Source organism: Flagellimonas sp. 2504JD4-2, assembly GCF_053642935.1.
In genome coordinates, this window is sequence record NZ_JBSIOV010000001.1 from 614060 (window position 1) to 640738 (window position 26679).

At 40.2% G+C, this 26679-nt stretch carries 25 protein-coding genes; 6 read left to right on the forward strand and 19 right to left on the reverse strand.

Annotation, left to right across the window (positions count from 1 at the left end; translation table 11 throughout):
- Positions 1-64: 64 nt before the first annotated feature.
- The 6 genes from ACULLH_RS02895 to ACULLH_RS02920 form a co-directional block, all read right to left on the reverse strand.
- Positions 65-3574, reverse strand: a complete 3510-nt coding sequence (locus ACULLH_RS02895) for an efflux RND transporter permease subunit (RefSeq protein ID WP_454087225.1) — start codon at positions 3572-3574, stop codon at positions 65-67.
- A gap of 19 nt (positions 3575-3593) precedes the next feature.
- Entirely contained in the window at positions 3594-4769 is a 1176-nt protein-coding gene (locus ACULLH_RS02900; RefSeq protein ID WP_454087226.1) for an efflux RND transporter periplasmic adaptor subunit, read from the reverse strand.
- Between the two features lie 26 nt (positions 4770-4795).
- Entirely contained in the window at positions 4796-6124 is a 1329-nt protein-coding gene (locus tag ACULLH_RS02905) for a TolC family protein (RefSeq protein ID WP_454087227.1), read from the reverse strand.
- On the reverse strand, positions 6125-6730 hold the full coding sequence (locus ACULLH_RS02910; protein WP_454087228.1) for a TetR/AcrR family transcriptional regulator: 606 nt from the start codon (positions 6728-6730) through the stop codon (positions 6125-6127). It lies immediately after the preceding gene.
- 213 nt (positions 6731-6943) lie between these two features.
- Positions 6944-7369, reverse strand: coding sequence for a hypothetical protein (locus ACULLH_RS02915; RefSeq protein ID WP_454087229.1), 426 nt, complete (start codon positions 7367-7369; stop codon positions 6944-6946).
- A 5-nt stretch (positions 7370-7374) separates the two neighbouring features.
- On the reverse strand, positions 7375-7920 hold the full coding sequence (locus tag ACULLH_RS02920) for an RNA polymerase sigma factor (protein WP_454087230.1): 546 nt from the start codon (positions 7918-7920) through the stop codon (positions 7375-7377).
- A gap of 183 nt (positions 7921-8103) precedes the next feature.
- Between ACULLH_RS02920 and ACULLH_RS02925 the strand changes: the two genes are divergently transcribed.
- Positions 8104-9087 carry a polyprenyl synthetase family protein gene (locus ACULLH_RS02925; protein ID WP_454087231.1) on the forward strand — a complete coding sequence of 328 codons (984 nt, stop codon included), beginning with the start codon at positions 8104-8106 and terminating at the stop codon, positions 9085-9087.
- On the opposite strand, the gene ACULLH_RS02930 is transcribed toward ACULLH_RS02925, so the two are convergent.
- Positions 9084-10226 carry a lycopene cyclase family protein gene (locus tag ACULLH_RS02930; protein ID WP_454087232.1) on the reverse strand — a complete coding sequence of 381 codons (1143 nt, stop codon included), beginning with the start codon at positions 10224-10226 and terminating at the stop codon, positions 9084-9086. The two genes, ACULLH_RS02925 and ACULLH_RS02930, sit on opposite strands and share 4 nt — an antisense overlap.
- Positions 10227-10277: 51 nt before the next feature.
- The gene (gene chrA / locus ACULLH_RS02935) at positions 10278-11399 is read right to left on the reverse strand and encodes a chromate efflux transporter (protein WP_454087233.1); all 1122 of its coding nucleotides are present in this window, start codon (positions 11397-11399) and stop codon (positions 10278-10280) included.
- 148 nt (positions 11400-11547) lie between these two features.
- Between chrA and ACULLH_RS02940 the strand changes: the two genes are divergently transcribed.
- Positions 11548-12840, forward strand: a complete 1293-nt coding sequence (locus tag ACULLH_RS02940; protein ID WP_454087234.1) for an alpha/beta hydrolase family protein — start codon at positions 11548-11550, stop codon at positions 12838-12840.
- 10 nt (positions 12841-12850) lie between these two features.
- Here ACULLH_RS02940 and ACULLH_RS02945 read toward each other — a convergent pair whose 3' ends face one another.
- The 3 genes from ACULLH_RS02945 to ACULLH_RS02955 all read right to left on the reverse strand — a co-directional run bounded on the left by ACULLH_RS02945 (position 12851) and on the right by ACULLH_RS02955 (position 16224).
- The gene (locus ACULLH_RS02945; protein ID WP_454087235.1) at positions 12851-13030 is read right to left on the reverse strand and encodes a SymE family type I addiction module toxin; all 180 of its coding nucleotides are present in this window, start codon (positions 13028-13030) and stop codon (positions 12851-12853) included.
- A 214-nt stretch (positions 13031-13244) separates the two neighbouring features.
- Positions 13245-13949, reverse strand: a complete 705-nt coding sequence (locus tag ACULLH_RS02950) for a hypothetical protein (RefSeq protein WP_454087236.1) — start codon at positions 13947-13949, stop codon at positions 13245-13247.
- Between the two features lie 67 nt (positions 13950-14016).
- Positions 14017-16224 (reverse strand): TonB-dependent receptor, encoded by a 2208-nt coding sequence (locus tag ACULLH_RS02955; RefSeq protein WP_454087945.1) that lies wholly within the window; start codon positions 16222-16224, stop codon positions 14017-14019.
- 143 nt (positions 16225-16367) lie between these two features.
- Here ACULLH_RS02955 and ACULLH_RS02960 point away from each other — a divergent pair, with 143 nt between their 5' ends.
- On the forward strand, positions 16368-17024 hold the full coding sequence (locus ACULLH_RS02960; protein ID WP_454087237.1) for a metal-dependent transcriptional regulator: 657 nt from the start codon (positions 16368-16370) through the stop codon (positions 17022-17024).
- The gene (locus ACULLH_RS02965) at positions 17024-17845 is read left to right on the forward strand and encodes a ZIP family metal transporter (RefSeq protein ID WP_454087238.1); all 822 of its coding nucleotides are present in this window, start codon (positions 17024-17026) and stop codon (positions 17843-17845) included. Before ACULLH_RS02960 ends, ACULLH_RS02965 begins: the two co-directional genes overlap by 1 nt.
- A 9-nt stretch (positions 17846-17854) precedes the next feature.
- Here ACULLH_RS02965 and ACULLH_RS02970 read toward each other — a convergent pair whose 3' ends face one another.
- Both ACULLH_RS02970 and ACULLH_RS02975 read right to left on the reverse strand, forming a co-directional pair.
- Entirely contained in the window at positions 17855-18775 is a 921-nt protein-coding gene (locus ACULLH_RS02970) for a hypothetical protein (protein WP_454087239.1), read from the reverse strand.
- Positions 18776-18871: 96 nt separating this feature from the next.
- Complete coding sequence (locus ACULLH_RS02975) at positions 18872-19426, reverse strand: Crp/Fnr family transcriptional regulator (RefSeq protein WP_454087240.1); 555 nt, start codon at positions 19424-19426, stop codon at positions 18872-18874.
- A gap of 66 nt (positions 19427-19492) precedes the next feature.
- On the opposite strand from ACULLH_RS02975, the gene ACULLH_RS02980 reads away from it, so the two are divergent.
- A complete protein-coding gene (locus ACULLH_RS02980) occupies positions 19493-20698 on the forward strand; it encodes an MFS transporter (protein WP_454087241.1) in 1206 nt (401 codons plus the stop codon).
- Between the two features lie 36 nt (positions 20699-20734).
- Complete coding sequence (locus tag ACULLH_RS02985) at positions 20735-21241, forward strand: YybH family protein (RefSeq protein ID WP_454087242.1); 507 nt, start codon at positions 20735-20737, stop codon at positions 21239-21241.
- Positions 21242-21275: 34 nt separating this feature from the next.
- On the opposite strand, the gene ACULLH_RS02990 is transcribed toward ACULLH_RS02985, so the two are convergent.
- The 6 genes from ACULLH_RS02990 to ACULLH_RS03015 form a co-directional block, all read right to left on the reverse strand.
- Positions 21276-21977, reverse strand: coding sequence for a DUF4386 domain-containing protein (locus ACULLH_RS02990; protein WP_454087243.1), 702 nt, complete (start codon positions 21975-21977; stop codon positions 21276-21278).
- 58 nt (positions 21978-22035) lie between these two features.
- A complete protein-coding gene (locus tag ACULLH_RS02995) occupies positions 22036-22515 on the reverse strand; it encodes a hypothetical protein (RefSeq protein WP_454087244.1) in 480 nt (159 codons plus the stop codon).
- Position 22516: 1 nt separating this feature from the next.
- Entirely contained in the window at positions 22517-23275 is a 759-nt protein-coding gene (locus ACULLH_RS03000; protein ID WP_454087245.1) for an SDR family NAD(P)-dependent oxidoreductase, read from the reverse strand.
- Between the two features lie 79 nt (positions 23276-23354).
- Positions 23355-24932 (reverse strand): acyl-CoA thioester hydrolase/BAAT C-terminal domain-containing protein, encoded by a 1578-nt coding sequence (locus ACULLH_RS03005; RefSeq protein ID WP_454087246.1) that lies wholly within the window; start codon positions 24930-24932, stop codon positions 23355-23357.
- A 5-nt stretch (positions 24933-24937) separates the two neighbouring features.
- Entirely contained in the window at positions 24938-25456 is a 519-nt protein-coding gene (locus ACULLH_RS03010; protein ID WP_454087247.1) for a hypothetical protein, read from the reverse strand.
- 82 nt (positions 25457-25538) lie between these two features.
- Positions 25539-26645, reverse strand: a complete 1107-nt coding sequence (locus ACULLH_RS03015; protein ID WP_454087248.1) for a helix-turn-helix domain-containing protein — start codon at positions 26643-26645, stop codon at positions 25539-25541.
- Positions 26646-26679 lie beyond the last annotated feature (34 nt).

The following is a 26679-nucleotide window of genomic DNA, read 5'->3' on the forward strand; positions in this document are numbered from 1 at the left end:
TTTCATAAAAAAGCCCCGACCTTTGGTCGGGGCTTTTTTATTTACTCTTAGCAACTAATTACAACTAAGCTGCCATATCAAGAACGTCTTTTTTCTCTTCTTCCTTTTTTCTCCTATTCCTTCTTATCCGAACTTTGATTCTATAGACAAGACTAAATAGAATTGGTACTACGATCAAAGTCAAAAAAGTAGCAACAAACAATCCATAAATCACTGTCCAGGCCAAAGGCCCCCAGAAAATTACGTTATCTCCACCAAAGTAGATATTTGGATTGAATTCACTAAATAGGGTAAAGAAGTTAATGTTGAATCCAGTAGCCAATGGAATTAGACCAAGAATTGTGGTAATCGCCGTCAATAATACGGGACGCAACCTTGCTTTACCGCCTTTTACAACAGCTTCCAAGAAGTCTTTGGACTCCAAAAGCTCATCCTCTTCCAACTCCAATTCCACTTTCTTTCTATCGATCAATAATTGCGTGTAGTCCAACAACACAACTCCATTGTTTACCACAATACCGGCCAAGGAGATAATTCCCATCATGGTCATCATAATAACAAAAGCGCTTCCTGTGGCCACAATTCCACCAAATACCCCAATCAAGCTCAAGAAAATGGCCAACATGATAATACCCGGTTTTGATACTGAGTTAAATTGGAAAATCAAGATGAAGAAAATCAAACCAAGACCTGTGAAGAAGGCACCCATCAAGAAGGCCATCTGCTTGTTTTGCTCTTCAATTTGACCAGTATAATCAATTTTGATATCAGCCGGAAGATCAGTGAAACTTTCCATTTCATCTTGAACCTTACTGACTATGGCGCCAGCATCGGTAAAGCCGGGAGCCAAAGCCGAATAAACCGTAACTACCCTTTGAGTTTCTTTATGCTTGATAGCACTAAAACCAGAGGTGTTCACTTGGTTGGCCACTGCGGAAATAGGAACCTCTTTTGTCTGACCAGAATTTTGATCTTTAAAAGTGATCTTTTGATTAAAGATTGCACTGGTGTTGTATCTATTCTCCTCATTGAATCGAACATAGATATCATAGTCTTCACCATCCTCTTTATAAATTCCCGCTTTTGCCCCGAAAATGGAATTTCGAAGTTGCTGCCCCACTTGCCCCGTGGAAACTCCTAACTCACCAGCCTTTTTTCGGTCCACCTCAACGAGCATGGAGGGCTTGGATTTATTGACATCTATTTTAAGTTCATCGATTCCTGGAATATTTTTTGAATTGATGTAATTGCGCATTTTTTCTGCGGTCACAATCAATTCGGAATAGTCATTTCCTTCCAGCTCAATATTAATTGGATATCCCGCTGGTGGACCAACGGCATCTTTTTCAACAGAAATAGCAACACCGGGATAAATGTCCTTTAATGCTTCCTGAACCTTTTTCAACAACTCTTTACTGTCCGTACCTTCTCTAAACTTATACTCACGCATGGTGGCTGTAATCTTTCCGCGGTGGGGCATTTCGGCGGTGGAACCACCATCGGTTTGTGGATTACCTGCTCCTTCACCCACTTGCGATACGGCACTTTCGGTCAAAAAGTTATAATCCCCATGCATGTATACATTTTCATTGATGATATCGTAAACCCGTTCTTCGATGTCTTTGGTAATCTCATTGGTCTTTTTGATATCTGTCCCTTCAGGATACTCGATATAAACTATAATCTGGTTAGGGGTATTATCTGGGAAGAACCATACCTCTGTGCGTTGGCTTCCGACCGAAAATCCAAATCCCATAAAAGCAATGAACAACAATACAAAAGTACCAATAGCAATATAGATGGGTTTTTTGCCAGATAAAGCTCTACGCAATGTTCTTTCATAAAATTTTTCCCATTTTGGAAGGATTCTATTTTGAAAACCATTGGCCCAGCCCCTAAGGAATAGTCGATATCCCCAAAGTAAGATGGCAGTAACGACCATTAAAGTCCCTAAGGCGCGGTAGCTGCCACCGAAAATCATAATCAACAACCCAATACCTGCAACGATGGAGGTTATACGAATTATTTGTTTTAAAGGCATATCCTTGTCTTCTGTGGTCATATATCTTGAGACCAAAACGGAATTAAAGAAGATGGCCACAAATAATGAAGATCCTAGAACAACTCCCAGCGTTTTAGGAAAGTAAATCATAAACTGTCCCATGACCCCAGGCCATAGACCTAGTGGAACAAAGGCCGCAACTGTGGTCAAGGTCGAAATGATGATTGGGAATGCAATTTCACCAATTCCCTTTTTTGCCGCTTCCTTACGAGATATTCCTTCTTTATCCATAAGTCTATAGGCGTTTTCTACTAATACGATACCATTATCCACCAGCATCCCCAATCCCATGATTAATCCAAATAGGATCATAGTATTCATTGTAAAGCCCCACCAATCTAATATCATGAGCGACATAAACATGGACATAGGGATTGCAAATCCGACGAAAAGGGCATTTTTAAACCCAAGGAAGAACATCAAAACGGTAACCACCAAGATAATTCCGAAGATGATATTGTTTACCAAATCATCCACTTGACCAATGGTCTTGGAAGACTGATCATTGGCAATCGTCACCGTAAGGTCTTGGGGAAATACATTTTCTTCTGCATTTTTCACGATGACCTGAATCTGCTCTGCGGCCGCCACCATGTTTTTACCGGCACGTTTTTTAACATCCAACATCACCACAGGATGCCCAAATTCGCGTGCATAGGTGGTCTTATCCTCTTCCTTAAAGGAAACCTCCGCAATGTCTTTTAGATATACAGGATCGTCATTTTCTGATTTGACCACAAAGTTGTCAAGATCTTCGGGTTTATCAATTTCCCCAACAATTCGAATGGTTCTTCGCTGTCCACTGGTAATCAAATTACCAGCGGAAGTGGTCATATTCTCGTTACCAATAGCGGTGATTACATCATTGAAGCTAACCTGGGCCGCCATCATTTTGTAAATATCAACGGCAACCTCAACCTCTTTCTCCTGAGCTCCACGAATGTCTACCTGCTTTATTTCTTGCAAGCTTTCTATTTCATCCTCTAAATATTCACCATATTCTTTAAGTTTATCCACAGGATAATCCCCAGAGATATTAATATTTAGAATAGGAATTTCTTCAGACATACTAAGGTCAAAAACATTGGGCTCCACCTTTGCATTGTTAAACGTGGGCCAGTCCTCTCCGGCAGTCTGGGAGTCAACTTCATCCTTTACTTTTTGTTTGGCAGCTTCCACCGAGATATTCTCATCAAATTCCACAATGATCATGGAATAATCTTCTTGAGAAGTGGAGGTTATCTCCACCACATTACTTACCGTTTTCAATTCATCTTCAAGAGGGTCGGTGATCAACTTTTCAATATCCTCGGCGGTGTTTCCGGGATAAAGTGAACTGATATAGATTTTTGTTTCCTTGATTTCAGGGAAGTTTTCCCTGGGCATACTAAAGTATGCTGATGCCCCAAGAAAAAGTATCACGGCAATCAAAACATACATGGTTGTTTTGTTGTCAATAGCCCATGAGGACAGCCTGAATTCTTTATCGACTTTCTTCTTTTGCTTACTCATAATTATTTAAGTCTTTGGTCTATTCTCCGTTCTTAACTCTTACTTTCTGTCCTTCCTTGACGCTACGTGCGCCTTCGTCAATTATACCATCACCATTGTTTATTCCAGATAAAACTTCAACATAATCACCCTGTGTTTTTCCGGTTTGAATAATCACCTTTTTCGCGATTGCGTTGGAAGAGGTAGAATCAGCATCCACTAAATACACATATTGCTCTCCCTCTGCATTTTCCGAAACAATACTTTGAGGAATAAGAATAGCGCTTTCATTGGTGTAATCATTGATCATAACCTTGGCGGTAAGGTTAGGCTTTACTTTTCCACCTTCACTAGGGACAGGAATCTCAGCTGTAAATGATCGATTGCTTGGGTTAATGAAATTACCAGTTTGTCTTACCTTGGTGGTCACGCTATCTCCAAGAACAGGGAAGTAAACATGCACATTTTTGCCAGGGGTTACGTTGGGCAAATGGCTTTCAGGAACTTCAACCTCAATGTACATATTGGAAAGGTTTACTATTCTGAAAACTTCAGCGCCCGGACCTGGGCTAACTACTGTTCCCTGATCTTTGATCACATCATCGATTATTCCCGAAAAAGGAGCTCTTATAGTAGATTTGGCCACTTGACTTTGCATTTGCTTTACAGCACTTTCTTGAGCTTCGTATGTTGTTTTGGCCTGTAAGTATTGAATTTCAGAACCAATATTTTGTTCCCAAAGTCTTTTTTGACGTTCAAAAGTGGTCTTTGCCAATTCCGATTGTGTTTTCAGTTGGGCCAATTGACTGGACAACCCACCATCATCAATGGAAGCCAATACTTGTCCCTTAGAAACTTTTTGACCTTCTTTGACGTAAACACGGTAAAGGGTACCTCCCATTTCTGGGTAAACCAGCACATTTTGTTTTGTCATCACATCTCCTTGAAGTTCCAAATAGTGATTAAACTTTTGGGCTTTGGCTTCAATAGTGGTAACCAAAGGTAATTTTGCATTGTCATCCAATGAGGTAATTACCGAATCCAACATATGAAGGTCTTTTTCCAGTGCTTTTTGCTGTGCTGAAATCTCAGCTTGTTTTGCTCGAATAACAGCAAGATCGTTACTGGCAATTGCGCTTTCCACGGTGTTTTTATCACCACCTCCACAAGAGGAGAGAACCATGGCAGCGAGCACTATATATGTTATGTTTTTCATGATGATATGGTTTTTTCTTTTTTTGATTATTGATTTAAAATGATTTCCAATGCTGTTTTTCGGTTGATTACATCGACCATCGACTGCAAGTATTCTTGTTGACTTGAATACAATTGTGTCTGAGCTTGCCTAAGCTCGAAACTGGTTGCCAATCCTTCCGAATATTTAATTTGATTCTTGTTTTCGATACGCTCGGCCAATCTTAGGTTGTCTTTGGAGGTGCCATATTCTTCTATGGAAAGGATATAGTCACTTTTAGCACTTTCCAACTGAAGACGTATTTGTTCCTCAGCTTCGGTTAACTGGGTTTTTGCTTTTTCAAGCGCAATTTTAGCGCGTTGCGTGCTTGCGCTTCTTCCCAATGAGCTAAAAATTGGAATGTTAAGGTTGAAACCTAAAACCGAAGACCCGAACCACTCTTGTCCGCTGCTTAAAAAGTTGAAACTGTCGCTAAATGAATTTCCTCCATAATTAACAAAAGCATTCAAAGTGGGTAGAGCCCTACTTTTGGCAAGTTTATGTTCAAAATAACGTTGCTCGTTGAGATTAAGCGCCAATTTGTAGTCTACATTATTCTCCATTTTGAATTCTGAGTCCAACAGGCCTAGATCAATTTGCTTTTGGGTAAGATCATCCAAGTTTTCGGTCAATACCGTTGGTGACCCAATCGGGAGTCCCATGGTCAAATTCAGCATCTGGAGTGTGATTTTTTCTAAGCGCTTGGCATTTTTCAACTGATTTTCTATTGAGGATAGTGTAATTTGCAATTGATCGACGCTCTCTTCATCTCCAAGACCATTTTCATAAATACGTTTGGTCTCATAGAGATTCTTTTCTAGTGTGGCTTTGTTGTTTTCAGCAATCAAAACACTCTCTTGCGCCAGTAACACATTTCCATAGGCTTCAACCACAGATTTTCTAACATCGAGCTCGGTCTTTTCCATGTTGTTCTGGCTATAGCTTAAAAATGCTTTGGTAGCCTGTACACCCACAATATAAGAGCCGTCAAAAATTTGCTGCTCCAATGTAGCCGTTGCCGTAGCGGATTGCGCTTGCCCAAAGACGACTTCTTGAAAAGTACCTGGCTCACCACCGAAAAACTCGGCTGGAATCTGCGTAACCGGCTGCTTTAATTGATTTTGATAATTGATAGCTCCCGAAATTTGCGGAAGTCCGGTAGCAATGGTCTCCCATTTCTGTTTTTGGGCATCCACAATATCCCTATTGGCATTTACAGCACTGTAATTATGTTCCAGTGCATATGCGATGGCCTCATCAAGACTATAATTATTGCTGTCTTGGGCATGTGAGAACCATGATAATAGCACAAATAAACTGATTAAAGTTGTTCGCATTTATTCTTGGTTTGAATTGATGATTGAGTTTAATATTTTTCTTCCCTTTGGGGTTACGATTCCCCTGAGATGATATTCCAAATAATAATCCATTAATTGGGGCATGGAGAAAATCTGCATGGGGAAAAGATTATTGTCCTTGATGCTGGTCACTCCAGAAAAATAGATTCTTGATACGAAATCTACATTTAAGTTGTCCCTGTAAATTGCCAATTCCATGCCTCGTCTTACATTCTCGATAATGCAGTCTTGCATTACTTCAAATTGTTTCTTTTTTAGGGAGTCATGTACTTTAGGATAATATTTCTGTAATTGATATTGTGGCGAGGATTTCTCATTCTTCAAATGCAGCATAACGAATTTCTTGATCTCGTAGAGCTCCTCGATCGGATTCTTTTGTAAGGCGACAATTTCGTCTATACCATTTGAAATGAACCAGAACAGTGCCATGGTGCTTTCCTCAACCAACATGGTCTTATTCTCAAAATGGGAATAGATCGTTTTCTTCGAAATTCCCATTTCATTGGCCAAATCGTCCATCGTCACACTCTTAAATCCAAGATTCAAGAACATCTCTGTCGCCTTATGTAATATCTTTTCTCTCATAACGGGCAGCAAAAATACCCTTGGAAACTTTAAAAACCAAAAAAGTTTCCAAAGTTTTACATTTTTTTAACGAGAGATTAAATTCTGGTTTTCATCTGCTAATCAATACTATATTGACGAACATTGGAATTAGAATTGGACTGAATTGTTGTTTTTGGTCTTGAATTCCAGAAAAATGCCCTGCGACCGTAGTTTTCAATTCTTTGTAAGACGTTATTTTTCTTCCGTGGAGCCATTGTTTCTTTCATTTCTGACGCGTTCTACATAAGCGTTAAAGGACGCCTTTCCTTCTTCTTTCCAATATTGGTCGTAGTAGCGCCAATCTGAATCTCCATTTTTGGGGTCACAAAAGCGATCCCATTTTTTATGTTTTTTGTGTTTTTTGTGACCTCCGTGTTTTGAGGAGTGGTTACCAAACCCAAAAATAATCTTGGCCAATAGCATTAATCCCAGTGCTTGCCAGTATCCGATGGTCGTAAGGCCGAAAAGGTCGGGCATTAACCAGTTCCATAGATGCATTAGCACGTATCCGGCCAGGAATACTAATCCGATAAAAAAGACGACCATGAAGAATATCTTAAAACCCTTGGTCACATACTTTTCTACCTTCTTTTCATAATAAATATCTCTTGGTTCCATATCTCTTATTTTTTATCATTCTTGTTTTTTTCTGTTTCTAAATGTTTTGATAGGAGCGAAAGTGCTCGATGTCTTCTTGACATTAATGTTCCTTGGGAGATTCCTGTCTGTTCAGCAATTTCCCTATATGAATAGCCCTCAAAATCGATGGCGATTATAATATCCTGATAGGAGGGTTTCAACATTTGAATTGCTTTTTTTAAAGCATTCATCAAATCCTCTGGATATGAATTGTCAGCACTGCCATAGAACAGTTCGGCAAAATCGGCCCATTTTGTGTCAATGTCCTCACCTTCATGAACGGTTTCTTTTTTGGTCCGCATCACATCAATGATTTTGTTCTTAACCGAGTTATAGACAAAACCGGCAATATTTGTAATGGGCGACAAATCATCAGACCTGGAGAATATCCGCAACGCTACATCTTGGACAATGTCCTCAGCATCACGTTCCGTGGTATCATCGACTTTCGACTGCACATACGCCTTAAGCGAATGATACTCGTCATTGAAAAAAGCCGAAAGGTTTTTATAATTTTCTTTGTTGGTCACCGTTCAAAAAAGACTATTTGCCGTCTTCAATAATAAAGACGAACGTTTTCAAATCTATTGCGTTTTTTGAACATTTTTTTTTCGAATCTTGCTCAATGTATGTTCAAAACCCAAATAATCACCGTATTAAACTCTAGGGAAAGTTGGTGCGCTAATTTCATTTATTGAGCTTATTTTTGGCGTATGACCAATTCAGATGCCATAGCGCAATATCGAACTGCCTTTGTTTCCCATTTGGAAACAAAGACGGCCGCGAAGGAACCCAAGAATCTATACGTGCCAATTAGTTACATTTTGGGCTTGGGAGGCAAACGCTTACGACCTGTACTTACGTTGATGACCACTGATTTGTTCGGGGGAGATGTTTCGAAAGCATTGGATGCAGCGCTGGCCATTGAAATGTTCCATAATTTTTCGCTGGTTCATGATGACATAATGGACGATGCGCCTTTGCGCAGGGGAAAAACAACGGTCCATGAAAAATGGGATGTAAACACCGGCATTCTGTCAGGGGATGCCATGTTGATAAACTCCTATCAGTTTTTGGAAAGCTATACCCCGGAAGTTTTTAAAAAGCTGACCTTACTTTTTAGTAAAACTGCTATTGAGGTCTGCGAGGGACAACAGTACGATGTGGATTTTGAATCGAGGGACGATGTTACCATCCCAGAGTATTTAAAAATGATTGAATACAAGACTGCTGCCTTGGTAGCCACCGCAATGAAAATGGGAGCCATTATTGCCGAAGCTTCTGAAAAAGATACCGAGGCCATCTATGCATTTGGAAAAAACCTTGGTATTGCATTTCAGTTACAGGATGATTATTTGGATGCCTTTGGGGACCCAGAGACCTTTGGAAAACAAGTGGGAGGTGATATTATTGAAAACAAGAAGACTTTTTTGTATCTAAAATCTTTAGAATTTGCGGAGCAACCTCAAAAGAAAAACCTTCTACATTTATTTTCCATAAAACCGGAAGATTCCGAAACCAAAATTGCAACCGTAAAATCGATTTTTTTGAAAAGTGGGGCAGTGGAAGCCGCTAAGGCCGAAATAAACGCATATACGGAAAAAGCCTTCGATTCTTTGATCCGAATTAATTTGCCTGAACCGAAAAAAGCGGTGTTAAAGGCGTTTGGACTGAACTTAATGAAACGGACGGTTTAGAAAAAGCGCCGCCAAAGGGCTTTTAAAAAGGGCAGCTTTGGACAGGCACTTATTATTTTAAGATCTTCCCAAAAAGATGTCCCCTCGTCCAGAAATTTCAAAATCAATTGGGGCTTTCTTTTTTTGAACATGGATTCAAATATTGAACTTCCCAAATGGTTGTCACGGTGTAGAATATCCAATAGCAAAAGGTCGTAATACCAAAATTTGTCCCTTCTGTAAAAGTTGGACAGGGCTTTATCATCTTTTAGATGATCTACCAAAGCCATGACTTTTTTACCGGTATTGTAAAAAGTAAAGCCGGTACTAGGTTTCGCCCATCCCCCGGCAATTCCAATATTTAGGATACGGTCAGAATTATGTTCATGAAATCCATAACAGGTCATTGGAATACTGCCCTGCTCCACATCGGTGATCTCAAAAGCGGTGTTTTCAAGCTTCTGCTTTACGTAATCCTGAATACCCTCCTCATATTCCGATTTTTCCAAGATATTTTCTGAAAAAAGGGTGTATTCCAAAAGCGCTTCGGTTTCTGAAAATGGGAGCACATACATAAACCGGGTATTACCTTTTTGCGGAATGGAAAAATCCATAAAAGTGGCTTCCTCGGAATTGAAGATTGGTTTTTCTGTTTTAACAAACCAACCTACAAAGTGCTGTTGAAGCACAGGATACTTTTTTTGAATCCTTACATTTTGATTATTCAACCAACTATTAAAAACCTTCGGGGCGGTATAAAAACCATTTTGTGATGTTACCAGAACTTTATCCCCGGTTTCTTCAATTAGGGTTACACGGTCTTTCACCCATGTAACGTTCGGATGCTTTTTAATTTTATTTAGGTAGTGATTATAAAAATCAATTCCCTTCAACATTTTGTACTGATATGGAGCGATCGAGGTGGAGCGCTCAAATCCCATACCGGCAAAATGGATATTTGGCCAACTTTTATGCAATAATTGATCAAACTTTCCTTTGTCTTTTTCCCAAAAACACCAAGTACGATCATTCGAGGTCTTGTCGACCCGATCAATGATCAATATGGAACGGGATGAAAAGAAATCATCCTGGGTTAGTGCATCGACCAGCAACAAACCTGCCGCACCAGCCCCAATAATGATATAATCGAAGTTCGACATAAATCAAAAATACGCAAAGGAAAATATTGTGCGACTGTATTGAAAATTAAGTTAAATGAAGGTCAATAAATATCCTAACAAGGCACCACCCAAAACAATAAACGCACTATTTAGCTTTTTAAAGACAAAAACGACAATCAAACTTACAACAGCTATTACAATGGTTCTCCAATCGGTCAATGTGTCTTTTCCCATTTCAATGCAAACCGCCACTATTAAGGCCACCGCGGCTACATTTACTGCATCCAGAATATTTCTGATGATTTTTGATTTTCGCATTTTTGGAATCAAAGGATTCAATAGCAACACAAAGAGAAAGGAGGGGAGAAAAATTCCGGCAGTGGCCATAAGTGCACCAGAAACACCATTCATTTGCCAACCTATAAAGGTTGCTGTGGACAATACAGGGCCAGGAGTTATCTGTCCAACGGCTACGGCATCTATCAACGCTTGTCGAGTTAACCATCCGTTAGCCACCAACTCCGCATCCAGAAAGGCAAACAATACATATCCGCTACCGTATAAAATAGCTCCTACTTTTAAAAAGGTAAGGAAGATTTTAAGCGCCCCTAACTTTGCAATTCCATTTATTGGGAAAAGCAAAAAAGGAACAAAACTCTTTACATTTTGGGTACTTTTTTTAGCAAAATAGAGCGCCAAACCTAACAAACCTGTCCCAAAAAGAACAGCAATTTCGTTGATTCCAAATAAGCATGCACCCAATGCCATGATTCCCAAAATAGCAATCCCGGTGTTTTTGATTGCCTTTTTTCCAAGTCGAAAAGCAGCCATTAGAATTATGGCGATAACAGCTGGCTTAATGCCATAAATAAAGGGTTCTACCTTGGGAAGTTGTCCATATTGGGCATAAAGCCATGCAAATACGGCCGTAATGACCACAGCGGGGAAAATAAAACAGATGCCTGCAACAAAAAGACCTTTCCAACCAGCCCGCTCATGTCCACAATGCATGGTCATTTCGGTGGAGTTGGGTCCAGGAATCAGGTTGGTGGCCCCTATAAGATCTAGAAAGTGTTCTTGGGTCATCCACTTTCTTTTTTTGACTACTTCATCTTCCATCATTGCAATATGGGCAGCAGGACCACCAAAGGCAATGCTTCCCAGTTTGAAGAACAATTTTGCAATTTCCTTTAGCTCACTTTTTGTAGGCATTTTTGATTCAAATTTTTTTAGGTTGAATGGATGGTTTTGAACAGAAACCAAAAATAAGGAATGCAAATAGTTTGTTGTTGGATGGGTTTGAAAAACTATAGTTTAAAAAAAGTATCTTGTAGGGAATGATCAATCTCAAACAAATGTCATGAAAACTCAATTTGCCTTCTTTGCAACGGTTGGTTTGCTATTGCTGACCTTGACCGCACCTAAAACATTAAATGCCCAAAGCCCAAAAAACACCTTTGTCTATGGTGATGCCTTACCTGATGCCCCGGAATTATCCGCTAAAGGAGACTACATGGTCGGAGTGCGTACCCTCCAATTTGTGAACAAAGGGCAGGTCGATATTCTTAACCACAAAGAAGGTAAGGAAGCCTATTACGATCGACCCCTGACCGTTGAGGTGTGGTATCCAACTAAAGAGAAGAATGAAAAGCTGACTTCGTACGATGAGGTCATGGGAACCTTCGGGGACCCTAATAGACCTGTGATTCCTTTTACATTTCACGGAAGGGCGAAAAGAGATGCTGCGCCAGTTACCGAAGAGGGTTCATTTCCTTTGGTTGTGGTTTCCCATGGTTATGTGGGATCCCGATATATTATGACCTACCTCACTGAAAACTTGGCCTCCAAAGGATATATTGTTGTTGCTATTGATCATACCGAATCTACTTTTAAAGATGCAGCTCCCTTTCAAAGCACTTTGTTGAACCGGTCAAAGGACATCCTGTTTGTGGTGAATGAAATGGCAGAAAGCAAACACTTTTTATCGCCAGTTCTGGATGCAGAACATACTGCGGTTGTTGGATTTTCCATGGGAGGATACGGAGTACTCAATGTGGCCGGAGCAGCCTATAGTGAATTCGCCATTAATTTCTTTAAAGGTATGACGGGTGGTAGCGACGCTTTGGCCGTCCGTGGCAGTGCAAGCGAGGAGTACCAAAATTCCATGGATCCAAGAATAAAGGCTGTGGTCGCTTTTGCTCCGTGGGGGATGGAACGCGGGGTTTGGGATGCCGAAACATTGAAAGGGTTAAAAGTGCCCACCCTCTTTGTGGCGGGGAGCCAAGATGATGTGTCGGGGTATGAAAAAGGTATAAAGGCCATTTATGAAGGTGCGGTAAATGCGGACCGTTACCTGTTGACCTATGTTAATGCACGTCATAATGTGGCACCCAATCCACCGCCACCGGAATCTCTTCAACCGGGCTTGCATTTTGATGAGTATTACCGCTATGCCGAACCTTCTTGGGATCAAAGACGAATCAACAACATTAACCAACATTTTGTAACGGCATTTTTGGGCATCCACTTAAAGGAAAAACCGTATGCAAAATTCTTGGAAGTCAATGAAGACTCCAATAAGGAAACTTGGCCTGGGTTTGTGCCCCGTTCGTCAACAGGATTGGAGCTGTTGCATTCAGAACCTGAAGAGTAAGGTTTGAAATTTATTCCTCGGCAATCAACACCAAAACCTTATTTTCTTGGATGACCTTGACTGTCTTGCCTTGCTCAAATCCGAGTTCTTGCAACCAGCGTCCCTCCAACCGTATTTCTGGTACAGTGGTATGGTCCCAAGCACGGCGACGGAATTTACAATGGATCTTAAGTTTTCGGGGTTTTTTCAATGACAAATATTTGTTGAAACGAATATAGGGTGGAAGTGTTTAGCACTTGTTCGGTATAGTGAACATCCGAAAGCGAATTATGTTAAAGTTGGGCTTTTAGCTAAAGAATTATAAGAAAATTCGAGTGGAAGCAGAACTTTGATGGGTTGGGGTCGAGCCTTTCGGAGCTTTTTGGGTTTTAGTGAATGATGATTATGAGTTGAGATAGTGCCTTTTATTCATACACTATATCTTCTAATTCACTTTTTTGTCCATCGTATATTTTAAAAAAGTCAGTCGGGCTATTTGCAATTAATCTAGCCCTTTCTTCGTGGTCGTGATTCAATCGATATATTTTTCCTTTTTTATCCGTTGCAATATAATTTCCATCTTCCATATCTAAAATAGTGTAGAAGAGTTTTTCTTCAAATTCAATTTCGAAAGTGTATTCCAATTCCAAAAGCTCAATTTGTTCCTTGGTTAAGGATTTCAGTATTTTTTCTGCTATTTTCTTATCTGGGTTCTCCCCAATCGGAAGGTTTTCAATTTCTATAAATTCTTTTCTTATTTTATTTAAGTCAAAATTTCTATGAAATTTCGTTGGATTTTCAACATCGATTCCTTGAATACTGTTATTTGAAAAGTGTAAGCGTATTTGTTTAAAATCATTGTTTTTCCTATTCCAAACAGCGATGCCTTTAATATAAAAATGAGAACGATGATTTCTCATAGCAGTTTCATAAGCCTCATTGCTAACATAACGATGAAGTAAAGTTATTCCTGATGGAAACCCATTGCTATAATGCATGGAGATGGTATTCAACTCAATAAGTTTTGACGCTTCATAAATGTTTGGGAAATCCTTTTTAAGGATTTGAACAACATTGTTTTCAAACTTTTTTATGTGTTTAACTTTTGTATGTCGTTTGAAGATGTTCATGCTTATATTACCTAACGGTTGTTGATAGTAATTTAGTAATAGAACTAAGATAACAAAAGCAGAAAGTCTAAAAAACCGTATATCGTAATCCAAAGAAGCCACGAATACCCTGGTTGGGGCCATATACGTAGCTAGGGTCAAAGGTCAGTGCATAGGGATTGTCAGCTGTGGGCACCACATTTCCTTGAGGGTCAAATTGTACATCTCTATCAAAAGGATCATGCGATCTGGCAATGATAAATGGATTACCCCGGTTTGGCGTCCAGTCCAAAAGGTTTTTGATACCCCCATAAAACTCAAATTTATCTAACCCTTTATAGGTAAATTGAATGTTTTGAATGCTCCAAGTAGGAGATTCGGGTGACCTTGGGTCCAAATCGCCCAACAATGGCAATCGCATAGGACCATATAGATTTCCGGTATAATCAACGGTCAAATCCAAATTGCGGAAGGTGTAGGAGACGTTCCAAGTTCCGGTAAAGCTTTCGGTCAAAATTTGACGTTGGGTCACTCCATTTTCGGTATTGCTGACGTCCTGCCAAGTGGCTCCCACCAAAAATTTAAGTCCATTCGGTAATACCAAATCAACATTGGCGCTCAAGCCTTTGGAAACCGATTTTCCGTCCAAGTTATCATAGATAATTTGGTTAGGATTGGTATCATAGTCTGGCAAAATAATATTGGAAAAATGGGTGTAAAAAGCTGAGGCATCAACGCCTACAAAGGTGCCATTATCCCCGTATATCTTTTTTAAATAATTAAGATTGACATTTATGGAACGTTCGGGTTTCAGCTCCTCTGCAATGACTACATCACGCGAACCGGTTAGAGCTGCGTGGTCTTCGGTAAAAAGGTTCACCACCCGAAACCCTGTTCCGGCATTGATCCTGAAAATGTCATTATCCGAGATTTTCCATTTATAAGCTGCTCTGGGAGTGAATATATTGCCATGTCGTTTATCATAGTCGTACCGTAGCCCTCCTAAAATGGAATGTTTTTTTGCAAGTTTAACCTCATCCTGAACAAATACACTGGGAATCCAAACTTCATCAGTATTAACCGTTGCTGGGGTATTGTCATCGTAATAATTGTAACGAAGAGCACTTCCAAATAACAAATCGTGGTTTCCAGCGGATTTATCCCAAGTCATCTGTGCAAAACCAATACGCTGATCAGCTAAATAGCTGATGTCACCATATACGGAGTTTTGATCATGGTCATTATAAGACAAAGATAATAGTACCTTTTCATCAATAGGTAATTCATATTTGCCCAAAACTTCCCATCGCCGGGTGTAGATACTTTCTCCATAGATTTCATCTCCACCCCTAAATTCTGGAGTCCATTGCAGTTCGCCACCCCATCGGTCTTCATAAAAGAACCGTCCTGCAACAGAGAACAATTTAGAATCCTTTCGTTTAAAGTTCCATTTTTGGAACACGGAGATTCGATCTTGAAGGGTAAGATCTGTAAAATTGTCCCCGTTATTGTCAATGATCTGGTCGTAATTGAAATAATTAACGCCAAGGAGCAGGTCAGTGTTCTTGCTAACCTCGATTTTAGAACCTACATCCAGATTGTACTCACCCCAACCGGTTACATAGGCATCGGCAAAAAACTCAGGGGCATTGGGCGCATGTTTGGTAATGATATTGATCAAACCTCCTACTGCTTCACTTCCATATAATGTGGAGGCAGGACCTTTTACGATTTCAATTTGCTCAATAAGCGAATTTGGTATCCCGGATAATCCATACACTGTCCCAAGACCACTGACAATGGGCATTCCATCAATTAACACCAAAGTATATGGCCCTTCCAATCCATTTATATGAATATCACCTGTATTGCAAACATTACAGTTGATTTGCGGACGTACCCCGTTGACGTTCTGGAGTGCCTCAAAAATATTCGGGGTTGGATTCTTTTTTAGAAAGGCGGGGGTGTATACTTCAACAGGTACTGCGCTTTCCAGTCTACTTACTGGTTTTAAGGTCCCAGTAACAACCGTTTCCTCCAACCTTTCAGCCGAAGCTTCTAGTTCAATATCTATAGTTTTTAGCTCATCTTTTCCTGTCAAAACAGAGGTTCTGAATGGAATATAACCTATGGAAGACGCTATGAGCGTGTATTCCCCAGGTTCAATATTGGTAAGCTCATAGTATCCGTTAGCGGTCGATGCCGTTCCAATTTGGGTGCCCTTTAAAAGCACGTTTGCATATGCAATGGGCTGTCCATTTTCCGTCAAGATACCTTTTATGGTGCCTTGGGCCATTACGGAAGCAAAGCTTAAGACTCCTATAAGCAAGAAGACTAGGAAGTTAATTCTATTTTTCAACTAGGTTAAAATTAAATTTAGACAAAACTAAAAATTTGTTTTTACAAATAAAAATGTATTTTTGAAAAAATTATTTTTTGATGACCCGTTCGGAAGAAAATTATCTTAAAACCATCTTCCATTTAGGAGGAAGCGATTCCGTTCCCATTGCCACAAATGCCATCGCCGAACAGATGGAAACCAAACCATCTTCGGTCACGGATATGGCCAAAAAATTGGCTGAAAAAGGATTGGTCAATTACAAAAAGTACCAAGGGGTTTCCTTGACGGATTTTGGAGTTAAAACTGCACTTTCCATTATTAGAAAACATCGTCTTTGGGAGGTGTTTTTGGTCAAGAAATTGGATTTTTCATGGGATGAGGTCCATGAGGTTGCGGAACAATTGGAACATATTAAAAGCGAAAAGCTCATCGATAAAATTGATGAACTTTTGGACTTTCCCAAATACGATCCGCACGGAGACCCAATTCCCAGCAAGGATGGAAAGTTTATGGAGCGCGACAAGCAATTGTTGAGCGATGTTGCAATACATGCCAAAGGGGTTTGTGTTGGAGTAAAGGATACCTCATCAACCTTTTTGAAATTTTTGGATAAAAATGGTATTGCGTTAGGGAAGACCATCGAAATTCTTGAAAAGGAAGAGTTTGATCAGTCGCTTCATATTCAAATGGACGGAAAACAACTTCATATTTCACATCAAATAGCATCTAATCTTTACGTAAAATTGAATGATTAATGGAACAGGTAATTGAATATTTTGAAAGTATAAATCCCATTTTGGCAGCTTTTTATGCCACATTGTTTACCTGGGGATTGACGGCTGCCGGTGCTGCCTTGGTCTTTTTATTCAAAGGGATGAACCGTGCAGTTCTTGATGGGATGTTGGGTTTTACGGGTGGAGTAATGGTTGCTGCAAGTTTTTGGAGTTTGTTGGCTCCCGGAATCGAAATGAGTGAAGGGGAAGGTTTTGTGAAAGTGATTCCAGCCGCGGTTGGCTTTTTATTGGGCGCTGCATTTATTTTTGGATTGGACAAAGTGCTTCCCCACCTGCATATAAATTTTAAGGAAAGTGAGGCTGAAGGAGTAAAAACACCTTGGCATAGAACCACACTATTGACCCTTGCCATCACATTGCATAACATTCCTGAAGGGTTGGCCGTGGGCGTTCTTTTTGGAGGAGTGGCTGCAGGGTTTGATGGAGCAACCATCGGAGGTGCCGTTGCTTTGGCATTAGGAATTGGTCTTCAAAACTTTCCCGAGGGCTTTGCCGTGGCCATGCCGTTACGCCGACAAGGTCTTAGTCGTTGGAAAAGCTGGGTGTATGGACAAGCATCCGCAATTGTTGAACCTATTGCTGCCGTCCTGGGTGCATGGGCCGTACTTACTTTTGAACCTATTCTTCCTTATGCCCTATCTTTTGCCGCAGGTGCAATGATTTTTGTTGTTATTGAGGAAGTAATTCCTGAGACGCAACGTGATAAATACACTGACATTGCGACAATGGGCTTTATCGGAGGATTCATTATCATGATGATGTTGGATGTTGGTCTTGGATAATTTTAGCTACTAATTTGTGGATTCCAATAAATTTGTAACTAAGGATTTTAACTTTTCAATTTCCTGGGATTGCATATCAAGTTTTTTCTCTTGCTGGATTGTATAAAGGGTTAACTCTTCTATTTTTTGAAGTAATTTGGCATCCATTTCACCAAGAAGAACTCCATTCTTCAGCACTTCCTTAGCGCTAGGAATATCCTTTAAATGTCCTTTTTCTTTAATATGTTTTTCTACCTCAGTTAACGTCGGCAATAAATAATCTTGGTTGAAAACAAAGTCTGACCAACCTGTTAGATCCACCTTAACTTCCTTAGTATGGATGTTTCCATTTACAGCTAATCTGTATCCTCCGGGGTTTGTAGTTCCAATTCCCACATTACCGTGCTTGTTGATAATCATGTCTGAAGAATGATTGTTAACTCTAAAATACATTGCATCGCTTGGGTGTGAGTATTGTATGCCTCCTACAAAATCATCATCGGAATCAGCAAATCCGTAGTAGGCTGTGCGTGTATTATAGGTCATAAGTGATAGCATAACATTTTCATCATCTTCAACAGCTAAATCAGCTATGCCATGTGGAACACGGCCAGAAGCGCCGTTGTATACATGGAGTCTGCTTTTAGGTTGATTTATTCCCACACCAGTTTTTCCACCTCCAAGGGCTAAAACTATATTGTCTGAGTTGTAATGATTAAGACTTACATATTGTCCAAAATTTGAATCAAGAATCAGGTGGCCGGTACCTTGAGAACTTGCTTTTATGCTCGGATTACCATCTTGTCTTCCCACCAAAAGTGTTGCTCCGGAACTTGCCTGACCAATTTCAAAAGGTCCTGGTGTCTGAGCGTTAGATTGAAAGAAAATCGTTATTAATATAAATCCAATAACGGTGTTCTTCTTTTTGATAAACGAATAATTTAAATGCATGGCGCTAATAATTTAGTAATATACTCTATAAAACGTAGTAAATATATTACAATGAAATAACAATTCCTTATTAGAATTATTTGGTAGAATCAAAATCTAATTTTTCAAAACCCGATTCAAGCTTCTTACCGTAATACCAAGGTAATTGGCAATATCGGTCTTTGAGATTTTTTGCAGCAAATCTGGAAAATCATTGACCAATCGTTTGAGGTTCTGTTCCAAAGAATGTGATTGGTTGTACGAATGGCGCACCGCGGTATACCGAATTTTGGAAGCCATCATTTTCAGGATAAGATTGTTGAAGGTTTTATCTTTTTTGATGAGTTCCTCCAAATCGGTCTTGGAAATCTTGAAATACGACATAGGGGTAAGGGCTTCAACCGTACAAAAGCTATATGCCTCGGTAAAGATTTCAATCTCACCAAAAGGCTCACCTTCACCAAAAAACTCTTGTATAAAATAGGTGCCGGTGTCTATGGTATGATAGCATTTGACCATGCCACTTTTGATGACGTATAGGGCGAAGACCTTGGTTTTCTGCACTATGATTTTTTCTCCGGCAGGAACTTCTTCTTCCACCAGCATGGGATAATCCCCAGAGTTTTTCAATCGGGTGACATAATTCAGAAATTCAGTATTGACACGTATCATTTTTTGAGGATTGGGACAAATGTCCTTTTCAGGTTCAAAAACGGGCTATTTCTTTGGAGTACTTTTATGAATGTACAAGATAGCACTACCAAAGTAAAAATAGCACACCCGATCTACAATCTTCGGTTTGGGTTACTGTGCTTGAGTTCCTTGCTCTTCTCAAGCAGTTATAACATGCTTATTCCTGAATTACCGGGATACCTTTCCGGACTTGGCGGTTCAAAATACATTGGTCTTATCATTGCCCTGTTTACATTGACTGCAGGCTTTTCTCGACCATTTAGTGGATTACTTACCGATAAGATAGGGCGTAAACCTGTCATGATTTTTGGTGCATCGGTTTGTATAATCTGCGGGTTTCTATATCCTGTTTTGACTACCGTAGCGGGATTTTTGTTCTTACGGTTGGTTCATGGATTTTCAACAGGATTTACCCCAACTGCCATTGCAGCCTACGTCGCGGACGTTGTTCCTGCCCAACGTTGGGGCGAAGCTTTTGGAATTCAAGGCGTATTTTTTACCTGTGGTCTTGCGTTGGGTCCGGCCATTGGGAGCACCATCAAACTACATTATTCCTATGATGTGCTATTTCACAGCTCTTCTGCCATGGCGTTACTGTCAATAGTCTTGATCTATAGACTTCGGGAAACCTTGGTCAATAAAAAACAGTTTGCGCTATCCATGTTGAAAATCTCAAGTAGGGATATCATTTCGTTGGAAGTGATGACGCCCGCAGTTATTACTTTCCTGTCCTATTTTGCATTTGGAATGGTGCTAACGTTGATTCCTGATTGGAGTGATTATTTAGGGATACGCAACAAGGGGAGTTTCTTTATTGTGTTTACCATTGCTTCATTGACAATCCGTTTTTTGGCAGGAAAAGTTTCTGATAGGATGGGGCGCAAGATAGTGACCATAACAGGACTTTTTATGTTGTGCTGTGCCTTGGTGCTTATGGCTTTTTATCAAACAACAAATGGATTAATGGTAGCAGCGGCACTGTATGGACTTGCTGCCGGAATTCTTTCACCCGCGTTGAATGCGTGGACAGTCGATTTGAGTCCTGAAGATCAACGGGGAAAAGGCATAGCCACCATGTTTATTGCTCTTGAGGCAGGTATTGGCCTGGGAGCTCTTTTATGTGGTTGGTATTATCAAGATAATTACGGGAACATTCCGATCACCATGAATGCCTGCGCCCTGATTGCTTTTGCAGGATTGATTTTTTTATTGTTCAAAAAAGAGAGAAGTAAAATCGATTCGGTGGATTAAGATAAACTATATAGGGTACGATATTATCTTTGAAATATGATACGATGGACAATTATTCTGGTTTTTGGCATTTTGGGACATGTTAAAGCGCAATCAGTTGCCGAATTACAAAAAGAGATAGATCAAACAGTTTGGAAACCTTTTCAGAAAGCCTTTCAAACCTTGGACGGGGAAGCATTAAATGCTACCTATGCAGATGAAGTGCTTAGGGTAACTCCACAAGGAATTGATATTGAAAATACTTTTAAAGCAAACAACCTTAAACGTTTTAAGCAAAATAAAGCAGATGGTATCTCAATCACATTGGATTTTTGGTTTGATAGTCGACATACCAATGTTACTGCTTCCTACGAGGTCGGATTTTACAGGATTGGGTTTATCGATAAGAATGGAACCACCAAGTACAGCTATGGTCAGTTTCACATCGTTCTGAAAAAGATTCATGGACAATGGAAAATAACGCAAGACTGGGACACCGGAACTATTAATGGAGATCCAATTACTGCCTCAGATTTTGCAAAACAAAGCATCCTAAAGTTCTAGCCATGCTCCATGGCAGAATCGGAGGTTGCACTCCTTAGTCTTTTGTGGCCGGAGCAACCGTTTTTATTCCCATAATTAGCAGCCACAAACAGGTTCCAAGCTCACCAATACTGGCTGGAATGGTAATATAGTCAGCTATCCAAAGATTCCCATAGTCTGAACAAATAATACGTCCTATGAAATCCAAAAAGTATCCAACGCTTCCGACCATTAGAAAAATTCCCAGAATTTTTGGAAGAAATCCTGATTTAAAGACCAAATATCCAAAAGGAAATAGCCATAGACTCCAGAATACCTGTACGGCTAAGATTCCATTGAAATATGATTTGAAGGCAAGCATTACTTGCGCCTCTATCTGTTCCGAACTGTAGATGTTCAGATATTCAGCATCCTGGATCAAGGATAGAACATCAAGTTTATGAACTACAGCTATGAATGAAATAGGAACACTGACAATGGCCAAAATAGCCATGAGTACAGCCTGGTTTTTGTTGATGTTTTTGAATAGATGATAGAGAATCAAAGGGAGGGGGATAAAAAATAGATAACAAAGTAACTCGCTAAGAATCTCCATCCGAAATAAAGATTCTGAAGACTTGATATTCGCAATGGTTTCCGCAGGATTGTCCCAAACTATGAGCAGGGAGGGAACGTACATCAGGCTGAATATTCCTGTTATCGCTATTAAAAAATAGAAAAATCCGGCCAAGCGGGCCGTTTTGTTATTTACTTCCATGTTTAATGATTGATATGGTTTGTAAAAAGAAAGACGATTCTTTTTGCAGGATGGTTGCCTAGAACTTTTTTAAATCCTCAAGTGCCTGGCCATAGTCGTATTGCAAATCTTCGTGCAGGGCTGTAATTTTTTTCTGGATATAGGTCAATTGCCGGTCATACAGATTGGATAAGGCAATGTTTCTACGGATTGAAGGTCGAAAATCCATTAGTTTTTGACAGAAGTAGAGCAGCAATTCCACCTCGGTCTCTTTGTTGCCTGAATAACGGATGTACTTTTTGATGTTCCGTAAAATTTTCCGGACACTCTTTTTGACATAGTAAAGACTATTGGTGTTGATTTCCAAAAACGATTCATCAACCTCGGCTTTGACACTTTCAATGTACCCTGCTTCATGGTCGGCTTCGAACAACAGGTAGGTGAGGAGCTCTTTGTTCTCTTTCTTAAATCGACCCAAACGGAGACATAGTGCCAAAAGCTCATCTGAAGAACGATGTTGCAGTTCTTTTTTAAGTTGGGCAATGGTGGAGGCCTTCATACTAACTTCTTAAATAGGAGGCTCCGTTGACATCAATTATGGTTCCTGAGGAGTACTTGGCACCATCGGAAGCCAAAAACAAAATGGCATGGGCCACTTCCTCTGGTTGCGCCATGCGCTGAAAGGGAGATTCCCGCAACAAATGTTCACGTTCCTTGGGTGTTAGGGTAACCGCGGCCATTTCGGTTTCGGTAAAGCCCGGAGCAACCACTCCGACATAAATGTTATGCGGGGCCAATTTTTTGGCGAGGGATTGACTCATGGCGTTCAATGCAGCTTTGCTGGCCCCGTAGGCAGGCTTGGTCGGTTCTCCCCGAAATGCTCCTCTTGATGATACATTTACAATATGGCCACCACCCGATTTCATCATCGCTTGCCCAGCACAATAACACATATTTGCAGCTGCGAACAAGTTGGTTTTAAAGGTATTTTCCCAAGCATGGGTCCAATGGTCAAAATCCACCTCATCAATGTCGTGGAAAATGGAAATTCCGGCATTGTTCACCAGAATGTCCAAGGAACCATAGGTGGAAACAAAATCCGCTACGAGTGCTTCGCAGTTTTCTTTTTGGGCAATATCTTTTTGAAAGAGTTGATGCCCATCACCGGGTAACTCCCTTAGGGTTTTTTCCGCTTCCGCCAGATTGCTGCGAAAATTGATGCCAATTTTCGCCCCTTTTTCAGCAAATGCAATAGCAGTGGCTTTGCCAATCCCACGTGAGGCCCCAGTAACTAGTACTTTTTTATCCCTAAAGTCCATTTCTTTAGTTCAGTGTTTCGCATAAATATAGCAAGTTCCATGCGATAATTCTTTACTAAACAGACTTAGGAAAGTACAGCTACTTGATGGCTTCGTCCAATGCTTCCTTTAAATCTTTTTTTAATGAAGGACTTAACGAGTCGTCTTGCTCCAATAACTTTTGGGCTTTTCTATAATGGGATTGGGACTTTTCAATAAAATTGTTCTTTTCCAAATAATAACCCAAGCGGTAATGATTTAAGGTCGATTCTGGATGGCTCTCCACGGCCATTTCATACAAACGCATCCGGTTTTTATAGTCAGGGTCTTTTTTCCAGGCCAACCAGTTTTTAAAATCGTTATAAAAGGTGTTTGAAAATGGCTGTGGATTTCCTTCGGAAACATGGGATTGATAGACGCTATCAATTGCAGATATCCCTTTGGCGATAAAAAGGTTCTTTAGTATGGCCATATTGGGTGGGGGATGCAATCCGTCTAATCTAAAAAGTGTATCGACCGTCTTTTCAAACTGTTGTGGAATTCCACCACTGTAGTATTCATCCAACTGGTCTCCCTGATATTTCGTTTTGGCATCTAAAAAGGCCAATACAAGATCAGAGGTAACTTGAAACCCTTTTTTGGTATCTCCTTTTGGCTCGCCTATGATGTTGGGGACTATTTCTTCAAACACCCCAAAGTTTAAGACATGAAACTCGGTCATGCCAGGGAAATGTGCAAAATACTGTTCGCTATAACCTAAATCGTAAATATAGTGCGGAGAAATGCTGGGATGGGGAGCATATATCGCCATGATGGGAATAGCCATATGTTGCGGTTGATAGAAACTGGTCTCGCTCAAAATATTTTGCTCAAACTGACTCAGAAATCCACCTTCCAAACTGACCAATGCCTTTATCTTTTCATTCCGAGATGCGAGGGCTGCGCAGAAGGAGGATTCAATGGCGTTACCCAGCAAAGCAATTTGATTTTTGTCCACATTCGGAAGTTTCAAAAGTTCTTGGAGTGCAAATTCCAGATCATCCACGGCAACCTCCAACCCCCGAACCGAAGCATCTATGGGATGGGAAAATTGACCTTTTAATGAGACTCCAGCTACTACATAACCATGGCTAGCCAGCAACTCGCAAAGGATACTTTGAAACGCAGGACTGGATCCATTTGGAAAAATGACCAAAGGAAATTGTTTTTGAAGTGCTTTTGGATGAAGTGATGATCTTGTTTTCAAGGCCAGCAACGTATCCATTTGGGCAGGACCAAAACTTTTATCTCCTCCCAATTCACGAACCTGATAGGAAAAGATTTGTTTGAAGAATGAATCATCCTGTTCTTGGAACTGCTTTTTCGTACCAACAACGTTCAAACGTGCAAAGTGCTCGTAAGACAAGGGTTCTTGTGAATTCTCTTCCGCAGGATACCAAATGTGCAACGGCAAATTCCTTCCAGGGGATTCTTCCTTTGTGGGGTAGAGTTTTCCACTCCAATCGGCGTAGGGAACATTTTCCCTAGAGAGGTCGGATACAAAAAGTGTCCTAAAGCCGACTGGGTGTTCGCCGTAGTCCAGAAAATTGGTGAACGCTTCCCGATTTTCATTTTCAGGAGGTTGTTGGCAGGCACCCAAAACGAGCAAAATTGCCCAAAGCAGTTTTGTCCTTTCCATGTGAACTATTTTGATTTGGTAGCTACATCATTAAAAATCTGTACCCATTCCTTATCCTTTTTAAAAACACTGGCCCATCCGTTCCAGACCAGTTTGTTCGGCTCCGCATAAGATATGGTTGCCCTAAAAAAGCGATCCTCAATTACATTTTTGGGTGTTATGGCAATAATCCGCTGGTTTTCCTTGTCCAAAAACCATTTGAATTGCCCGTGCAGCGGAAAATCATGGGCAAAGTTGGTGGCCCTAAAACATTTTTCCTTTTCATCGTAGTTGATTACATAGGAGTAATATCTCTTCCTTCCATTTTTTTGAATCACTGTTTCGGATTCGCATTTAATAAAACTTCCGTTGAGGTAATACGAACAGGTCCTGGTTCCGATTTCTTGATACGCTTTCTCCGTACCTGGTAAAATGGTTTCGACAACTTTCCATGTGCCGATTAAAAAATCCAAATCCTTTATGGATTGCGAAAATGAAGACAATGAAAATGTAATGAACAAGAGAATTAAGATTGTTTTTTGCATGATGTGATTTTTCCTTGAATGTAGGAATGAAGCCATCTCACAAAAGTCTCAATGCACGATTGTACGTCTCAAAAAGTGTTTTTTAACCTAAATTTTGGATTTTAAATTCCTTGGGAGTCAAACCGGTATAGCCTTTAAATAAACGGTTGAAGGTAGCTTTGGAGTTAAATCCGGCGTCAAATGCAAGACTGAGGATTTTTAAATGGGCGTTTTCGGGATCCATCAACTTTTCTTGAACATCTTTAATTCGATATTCATTTACAAACTGATAAAAGTTCTTGTTCAGATGACCGTTTAGTGCTTCAGAAATGGATCTTTCGGCAATCCCGACAGCTTTGCTCAAACTGGTCAGGTTTAATTCAGGATTCCTAAAAAGTTTTTCGCCAAGCATGGCATCGTTCAATTTGTCAACAATCGCTTTTGATTCTTCATTTGGAAGATTGCCAGGCAAGTCCTTCGGTTTGGAGATTTTAATGGTCTGCGCTTGTCTATATCCATGTATGCTCAACCAATACAACATACAGGCATACAGCAGTAGAATGGCTGCCCTATACTCATCCCATTGATGAAAGAAAACCATCCCGCTTATACCACTGCTCACGCAAAGAAAAATAAATATCATAACAAAGGATACGATAATGACCACTATGGTTTTTCGTATCCATTGAAGATCAATTTTGGTGATGTTGGAAACGTTGTCAAAAAGTTGTTCCTGATATCTTTTGACCCATTTAAAAGAGAGGACCATATATATTAAAATGGAAACGATAGCTGCGGACTCAAGAAGTTCCGCCACAAAGTGAAACCGGTGCCAAGGCAGATAATGGCCTGGAAAAATAAGATGATAGATGCTATGGATGTAGTTAAGAATGATTGGGGAAAAATGCCAAAGATGCCTTTTTGTAAACCGAAAACCGGGATTGGTCAGGGTACGTACATAAAAATAGAAAGCAGGGCCGATCCAATACGAAAGCGAAAAAGGCATCCAAGCCAGCCACCTGTACTTGTTCCAAATGGCAGGATCCAGCATATACGGAGTAAAGGTCAGGCACATACAAATCAACCCAAGTGAAAGAAATCGGTTGGCAAAGCGATTTTCCTTTTTTTCCAACAATAGAAATGCAAAAACAAACCCGTTGGCAACGGCACAAATGGTAATAAGCTGAATGATGGAAATGTTGAGTTGCATTTGCAATTTTGTTTTTAAGGAGCTTCCTTTTGCT